This is a genomic window from Streptomyces sp. SID5643, assembly GCF_009872555.1.
GTDB classification, from domain to species: domain Bacteria; phylum Actinomycetota; class Actinomycetes; order Streptomycetales; family Streptomycetaceae; genus Streptomyces; species Streptomyces iakyrus.
In genome coordinates, this window is record NZ_WWIC01000309.1 from 1 (window position 1) to 505 (window position 505).

Genomic DNA, 505 nt, shown 5'->3' on the forward strand with positions numbered 1-505 from the left:
CAGTACGCGGACTACGCGCTGTGGCAGCGCGAGCTGCTCGGCGACGAGGACAACCCTCAGAGCGTGATCTCCCGGCAGGTCGGCTACTGGCGCGACGCCCTGGCGGACGCGCCGGAGGAACTGGAACTCCCCTTCGACCACCAGCGCCCGGCGGTCCCCTCCCACCAAGGCCACAGCGTCCCGTTCGCCGTTCCGGCCGCAGTACACGCCCAGGCGGCACGGGTGGCGCGCTCCGAGGGCGCGACCACATTCATGGTCCTCCAGGCCGCCCTTGCCATGGTGTTGTCCCGCTCGGGCGCGGGCACCGACATCCCGATCGGCACGGCCGTGGCCGGACGAACGGATGCCGACCTGGGCGACCTGGTCGGCTTCTTCGTCAACACGCTCGTGATGCGCACGGACCTGTCGGGCGATCCGACGTTCCGGGAACTGCTGGGCCGGGCGCGCGAGACGAGCCTGTCGGCGCTCGCCCACCAGGAAGTGCCGTTCGAGAAGCTGGTGGAGG

At 71.1% G+C, this 505-nt stretch carries 1 protein-coding gene; it reads left to right on the forward strand.

Features of this window, described 5'->3' with window-relative positions:
• Positions 1 to 505: condensation domain-containing protein (locus tag GTY56_RS33630; protein ID WP_161369070.1), on the forward strand; the 505-nt coding region annotated here is incomplete at both ends.